Below are 5,942 nucleotides of genomic sequence, written 5' to 3'. Positions count from 1 at the left end.
AGCTAACTTAGTAGGGTTAGCTTTATCACTATTTTAATTCAATTAACTCAAAATGGCATTTTTATTAATAGATTACAGATTTCACTTTATTTATTTTGAAGGAATATTACCATCAGTTGAACTTTTGATAGCTCTCTCCCTATTCCTAAACAGATTTATTCACACTCTCTTTTTTAAAGATTCCTATTAAAAGCGTAACGAGTCCTACTAAAAAGAAAAACGGAAACAATAACATCATTAATGCAACTCCTGCAAAACCTTCTTCCTGGCTAATCGCAAACAAAATTGAAACGGCCCACGAAAAGAACGGAGCTATAATCAATATGGTTGTTGTTCCCCACACTATATATTTTCTTTTAGCTGATTTTCCTTGGCTTAGTCCGCTTGCAAACATCAGACCTACTACTAAAACCGTTAACGCAACTCCAATTGCCATTTCATCACCGCCTTTAGCAGCTATTTACTTTTCACGTTACATCATTTTCTTTTTTGTCTCTTGGACGGAAATAAATACGCTTGTAATAACGAGTAAAAGTAACCCTTCTCCAATAATTATTATCCCTTTTATCTGAATATCTAGCCCATCAAGCCCGCTTATTTTAGCAAAAGAATAAAATAGTAAAAATAAACCGAACAACACCGTAACAAAGGAAATAACAAGGGCAACTATTCTTTTGTTACATACGATACTTACAACAAGTAGTATCACAAACATTATACTAATGGCCATACAATTAGTTAGAATAAAAGACATACACACCCCTTAAATCCCTTTTTATTTCATTAATCTTACTCAAACCTAAACCCAATTCCACCATCTACAATAATATTTTGACCCGTAACAAAAGAAGCGTCATCCGAAAGAAGCCACTTTACTGCTTTTGCCGCTTCAAGCGGATCACCAATTCTGCCTAGCGCGTTTAGCTTTTGATAGGATTCATTGAGCTTTGCTTTTTCACCTGAAGATAGATTTGAAAATCTTTCTTCTAACATAGGCGTACGAAATGCACCCGGGCAAAAAGAGTTAATTCTTATATGTTGATGGCCATATTCCTGAGCAACTGATTTCGTTAAAGCGATCACACCGCTTTTTCCAGCCGCATATACGCCAGTCCCCGCTGAACATAAAATCGCGTCCATTGACGATGTATTCACAATGATACCGCTGTTTTGTTTGGTCATTACCTGCAGCTGATACTTCATACAAAGCCATACACTTTTTAACGTAACGTTGATCAAATGGTCAAAGTCCTCTTCTTTGAATTCATGCGTAGCACTAGAGGAAGCCTCAGTGTTAGCCGCATTGTTAAAGCCCACGTCAATTTTTCCAAATGTAGAGTATGTTTGGCTAACAAGGTTTTTAACATCTTGACTATTTGTTACATCGGTTTTGATAAAAAGAGATCGAGGAGACCACTTTCTTAATATAGAAAGAGCTTCTTCTCCTTTTTCACTATTTCTAGAAGCGATCACAACATGCATGCCCTCTTTTGCGAGTAATTCCGCTGTTGCTAAACCAATCCCCGACGTTCCACCCGTAATAATACCTACCTTTTCTTCAAACATATCTTTCTCCCCTTTTGCGTTTAATAAGATCTCAACCAATTAAATTTAGCAGCATTATTAGTCATAAGAGTTATTCAGCTTTGGAGAGATTAATACCTGCTTCGGAACTCTAAAAAGAGAGTGAGACCACAACTAAAGCAATTCAATCTAAAGGCGAGCGAATTGGAGAAAGGAGCTAGTATAGGTCACTTGCTACACCGCTGTTGATTTCCGTGCAAGGCTTCGCTTTCTGCGGCCGGCCGGTGAGCCTCCTCGTCACTTACGTTCCTGCGGGGTCTCACCTATTCCGCTTTTCCTGCAGGAGTCTTCGCCTTGCCCTCCATCAATCACTAGAAGCACCTACCCACATAAACGAAACCTACGTTCATCACAACAACAAAAAATCCGAACGAGTTTGATTCTCCATCAAGAATCTCCATTCATCGTTCAGATTTTTCTTTAACTAAAATACTGTTGTTGCAGTCTCTTTTGATTAGCTACTAATCTGATGTTGAGAAACTGATAAAGTAGATTTTCGATTCCATAAATAAAAAGCATATCCGCTTAAAAATAGAAGCAGCGCGTAATTAACAAGGAAAGAATCGTTAGCGTCGACAGGGCTTGTAAACTGGAGAAAATTATTTAAGCCGTGGAATGCAATCGTAATTCCAATCGATTGACCGTTAACGATCAGCAAAGCCAGCACCCACCCAATAACAAATGCAAATAAAATTTGAAAAATTGTATTTGCTACCGATTGACCGCTTAGTATATTCAAACTGTGCGTAAAGGCAAATAGAAACGATGATAGAAGAACCGCCACTTTATAGCTTTTTGCTAACAGCAGATTAAGGATAAATCCTCTAAATACCATCTCTTCTACAAATGCTATGACTAGAGTTTGGGTAAGCAAAATAAGAACAAGATCAGCAATGGAACTTCCGTGTACACCTTTGTTTTCAATGAGGATAATAAGCAAATACAAAAGAAGCGGAGAAAGAAACAGGATTCTCGTTCTAAACGACATGTTTTGTTGAAAGGAGAAAAAATGCGGCCACTTTTTTGTTTTTGTTAGATAAAATGCTATTCCAATCGCCAAAGGGACGATTCCTAAAAACTGAAGATAATGTGCAGTAGGATGCGTCATGCTCACGTATGCACCATTTACCACAAACCAAAAGATAACTAAGATTTCTAGGCCAATAACTTTCCACAAAAGCTTTGACTTGATCATCACTACGCCACCTTTCTGCTTTAGGTTTCATTGATAACCTATACTATTCGTTTTAAGGATTTTATATGTTTTCACTCTTTTATCATTTGAGCTCAAAGACTATGTGAGAGAGCGCTTTTTCCTTTTAAAATAAGAAGATAGTTCCTTACTTTTTTAATGTAACTACACAAGGTACAAAAATACACAAAACCCTGCCCACGTGACATAATCACTGAACTCCATTTTTTTACCCCCTCTAACAAGTACACTAAGCGCCCAATTGGAAACACTTCCTTCAGGCGTTTTTTGTATATATCTGCTGGCTAAAGCGTATGCTCCCACTCGAAATAAGTAATAGCTTACTAAACATAAAAAAGATATGGTCATAAAACTCACATTTAATTCTTTCACCCGGTACACCTCATTATTTTTCTGCTATTTCATCGGATGGCTTACGCTTTTATCCTTGTTCATAAAAATCTTTTTTGACGTCTTTTAAAAGTTTTAAGATATCTTTATAAAAACAAGCAATTAGCATTCCAGCGATGTTGGTCGCCATCATGATTGTAAGATTGCCGATAATCAGGCTAAGAAAAGTACCAAGAAACATGATGCCTATTCCGATATAAAAACCTGGGTGAAGCAGTTCATCGTCGTCTTCTTTTTCTTCTTCCCGGATATTTATTCTGCTTTGTAATGCAACATCACTTTTAATAAATTCATCAATGATTGTTCCATAGATGTCCCCTAACTTTAAAAGATGCTGAATTTCGGGATAGCCCTGATTATTTTCCCACTTATGTATGTTTTGTACAGATACCCCCACTTGCTTAGCAACCTCTTCCTGAGACATCTTTTGTTCTTCTCTTAATTTTTCTAGCTGATTTCCTAACCTCAACTCATTCACCTCTATGACTGTAGCAGCGTGTAAACAGAATCTGCTTGCACTACGTTTTCTCGTTTCCTACAATTCTAACATATTGTGGTAAAAAAGAAAGAAACAGTTAATAAGGCGTATACCAAAGCCTTAAGCGACGGTAATAAAAAATAGTGAGAATTCTCATGTGTAAAAAATGAAAGAATGCACTTTTATCTCTATCCTTTTATTGTTTATACTAAATAGTGGATTGTACGAACGTAGAAATAAAAAAGGAGGCAAAATAACGATGGAAATGCTGCTTATTTATATATTTGTTATCGCTCTTATTGGACTCATTATTTGGAGAAAGATGAAAAAGAAAAATAAGCCCATTAAAAAGAATGGACTTGGTATATTAGCACCTATTTTTTTCATATTGATTGCATTTTCACTTAGTCTAAGTCAGCTGATGCACATACCGGGCCAGCCCTTTCACTTACCACCCTACTGGGAAATGCTGATTGCTGGTGTATTAGGTGTTATATTTGGACTTATTATGCTTAGCCAAACGGACTATGAAGTAAGAGAAGACGGCTTCATTTACTCAAAGCCAAATAAAAATTTTAAATATGTGATTATTGCTATTATCTTCATAAGAATGGCTTTGAGCCAGTACTTTAAAGGGTTAGATTCGATAGACTTCGCGGTCTTAACGATGACGCTAGCCTTTATATATATTGTTATTTGGAGAGTTGGCAGCTATCTAAAATTTCGTAAATTAAACGGTGATAATTACAGCGTAAATGCTGGGTAATCATCAATATGAATGGTCCTTCTTTCTGCTTGGAAAGAAGGATTTTTTGTCATAGGGAGTAAAAGTACCGCCTGTTGTGTAAGACAATAAATATGTTGTATAATGCAATATGTGTTTTTTATAACGGTAGTCTATATATAAAAATAAAACAGATTAAATTAAAAATGTACCTGGTCATCCACTGTTTGATTTACAGGTAGATTATGAAAGGAATCATACTATGACATTTATCAATTCTGTAACAGGCCCAGTCAACGCGTCAGAACTAGGGCTAACGTTAATCCATGAGCATATGCGTGTTCGTTCTGAATCTGTTCACGCACAGTTTCCTCATTTATATAATGAAAAACAAGAAATCGCAAAAGCAGTCGAACAAGTAAATCGCGCAAAGAAGCTCGGAGTCAAAACCATCTGTGATCCTACGGTGATGGAACAAGGGCGAGATATTCGTTTTATTGAAAAAATTGCCCGTGAAACGGACACTCAAATCATCGCAGCTACGGGAATTTATACGTATAACTACATCCCTACCCATTTTCAAACTCACAGCATTGACTATATGGCAGATCTGTTTGTTCGAGATATCGAAGTCGGCATTCAAAACACGTCGATTAAAGCAGGCTTTTTAAAATGCGCTACAGATGCACCTGGCGTAACGGCCGATGTAGAAAAAGTAATGCGTGCCGTCGCACGCGCTCATAAAAAAACGGGCGTGCCGATTATGACCCATTCACACCCTGCAAGCGGCACAGGCTTAAAGCAGCTTGATATTTTACTGGATGAAGGCGCTAATCCGAATCAAATTCTGATTGGACATACGGGAGATACGGATAACCTTGAATATATTTCAAACATTTTAAATCAAGGGGCTTTTATTGGAATGGACCGCTACGGTTTGACAAGAGAATGTTCAACTGAAAATAGAAATAACACGGTCATTGAGTTAGCCAAACAAGGATACTCAAACCGCATGTTTCTATCACAAGACTACTGCTGTACAATGGACTGGTTTCCAGAAGGCGTAATTGAAGAACGTTTTCCAAAATGGTCAATGAGCTTTGTGTTAGAAGAAGTGGTGCCGGAATTAAAAAGAAAAGGCGTAACCGAACAGCAGATTCAGCACATGCTTTTTGATAACGCCCGCTGTTGGTTTGAAGGAAAGTAATTGAGATAGTCTTTTTCATTACTACTAAAACCCCCACTGTCTAAGCCTACAACGGGGGTTTTTACGCGTATTATTTTATATGCTTACATTAACCAGTTTTTCTTAATAGCTTTTGTTTTTCTTGACTCTTTTTCACCATAAAGTGTACACCACACAGGCATAATCCAACGGCTATTCCTACTGTCAAATTTGTAAATACCGTTAACAAAAAAGTCGTGAGTAAAACCAGCGAATGAAATGATCTTTCTTTTATCACTTTTGCAAACTGTTCTTTTTTACTTATATTCCACGCTACGACCATCAAAACTGGAGCGAGACTGGCAAGCGCCACGTATGAAGCGTACGG

7 protein-coding genes and 1 pseudogene are annotated in these 5,942 nt (G+C 37.2%); 2 read left to right on the top strand and 6 right to left on the bottom strand.

What is annotated here, in order from left to right:
* Nucleotides 1–145: 145 nt before the first annotated feature.
* From AC1DRF_RS14765 to AC1DRF_RS14745, 5 genes are all read right to left on the bottom strand, one after another.
* Nucleotides 146–436, bottom strand: a complete 291-nt coding sequence (locus AC1DRF_RS14765; protein WP_427075856.1) for a hypothetical protein — start codon at nucleotides 434–436, stop codon at nucleotides 146–148.
* A gap of 36 nt (nucleotides 437–472) precedes the next feature.
* Complete coding sequence (locus tag AC1DRF_RS14760) at nucleotides 473–754, bottom strand: hypothetical protein (RefSeq protein WP_477741019.1); 282 nt, start codon at nucleotides 752–754, stop codon at nucleotides 473–475.
* A gap of 35 nt (nucleotides 755–789) precedes the next feature.
* Nucleotides 790–1,566: an SDR family NAD(P)-dependent oxidoreductase gene (locus AC1DRF_RS14755; protein ID WP_427075854.1), complete on the bottom strand. Its 777-nt coding sequence runs from the start codon at nucleotides 1,564–1,566 to the stop codon at nucleotides 790–792.
* A 472-nt stretch (nucleotides 1,567–2,038) separates the two neighbouring features.
* Nucleotides 2,039–2,779: a lysostaphin resistance A-like protein gene (locus AC1DRF_RS14750; protein WP_477741018.1), complete on the bottom strand. Its 741-nt coding sequence runs from the start codon at nucleotides 2,777–2,779 to the stop codon at nucleotides 2,039–2,041.
* Nucleotides 2,780–3,218: 439 nt separating this feature from the next.
* Nucleotides 3,219–3,665, bottom strand: coding sequence for a helix-turn-helix domain-containing protein (locus tag AC1DRF_RS14745; protein ID WP_477741017.1), 447 nt, complete (start codon nucleotides 3,663–3,665; stop codon nucleotides 3,219–3,221).
* 259 nt (nucleotides 3,666–3,924) lie between these two features.
* Between AC1DRF_RS14745 and AC1DRF_RS14740 the strand changes: the two genes are divergently transcribed.
* Together AC1DRF_RS14740 and AC1DRF_RS14735 are read left to right on the top strand one after the other, a co-directional pair.
* The gene (locus AC1DRF_RS14740; RefSeq protein WP_412999288.1) at nucleotides 3,925–4,431 is read left to right on the top strand and encodes a CcdC protein domain-containing protein; all 507 of its coding nucleotides are present in this window, start codon (nucleotides 3,925–3,927) and stop codon (nucleotides 4,429–4,431) included.
* 220 nt (nucleotides 4,432–4,651) lie between these two features.
* Nucleotides 4,652–5,596 carry a phosphotriesterase family protein gene (locus AC1DRF_RS14735; RefSeq protein ID WP_097822881.1) on the top strand — a complete coding sequence of 315 codons (945 nt, stop codon included), beginning with the start codon at nucleotides 4,652–4,654 and terminating at the stop codon, nucleotides 5,594–5,596.
* A gap of 88 nt (nucleotides 5,597–5,684) precedes the next feature.
* Here AC1DRF_RS14735 and AC1DRF_RS14730 read toward each other — a convergent pair.
* Nucleotides 5,685–5,942: pseudogene (locus tag AC1DRF_RS14730) on the bottom strand (SulP family inorganic anion transporter); the annotation flags it as partial.

The sequence above is a fragment of the Priestia sp. P5_B4 genome, from assembly GCF_056400385.1.
This window is presented reverse-complemented; position numbering and strand designations above follow the sequence as displayed.

What these genes read in the sequence shown, in the direction of transcription:
- AC1DRF_RS14765 (WP_427075856.1), bottom strand. Translation starts at nt 436, where the DNA reads ATGGCAATTGGAGTTGCGTTAACGGTTTTAGTAGTAGGTCTGATGTTT.
- AC1DRF_RS14760 (WP_477741019.1), bottom strand. Translation starts at nt 754, where the DNA reads ATGTCTTTTATTCTAACTAATTGTATGGCCATTAGTATAATGTTTGTG.
- AC1DRF_RS14755 (WP_427075854.1), bottom strand. Translation starts at nt 1,566, where the DNA reads ATGTTTGAAGAAAAGGTAGGTATTATTACGGGTGGAACGTCGGGGATT.
- AC1DRF_RS14750 (WP_477741018.1), bottom strand. Translation starts at nt 2,779, where the DNA reads ATGATCAAGTCAAAGCTTTTGTGGAAAGTTATTGGCCTAGAAATCTTA.
- AC1DRF_RS14740 (WP_412999288.1), top strand. Translation starts at nt 3,925, where the DNA reads ATGGAAATGCTGCTTATTTATATATTTGTTATCGCTCTTATTGGACTC.
- AC1DRF_RS14735 (WP_097822881.1), top strand. Translation starts at nt 4,652, where the DNA reads ATGACATTTATCAATTCTGTAACAGGCCCAGTCAACGCGTCAGAACTA.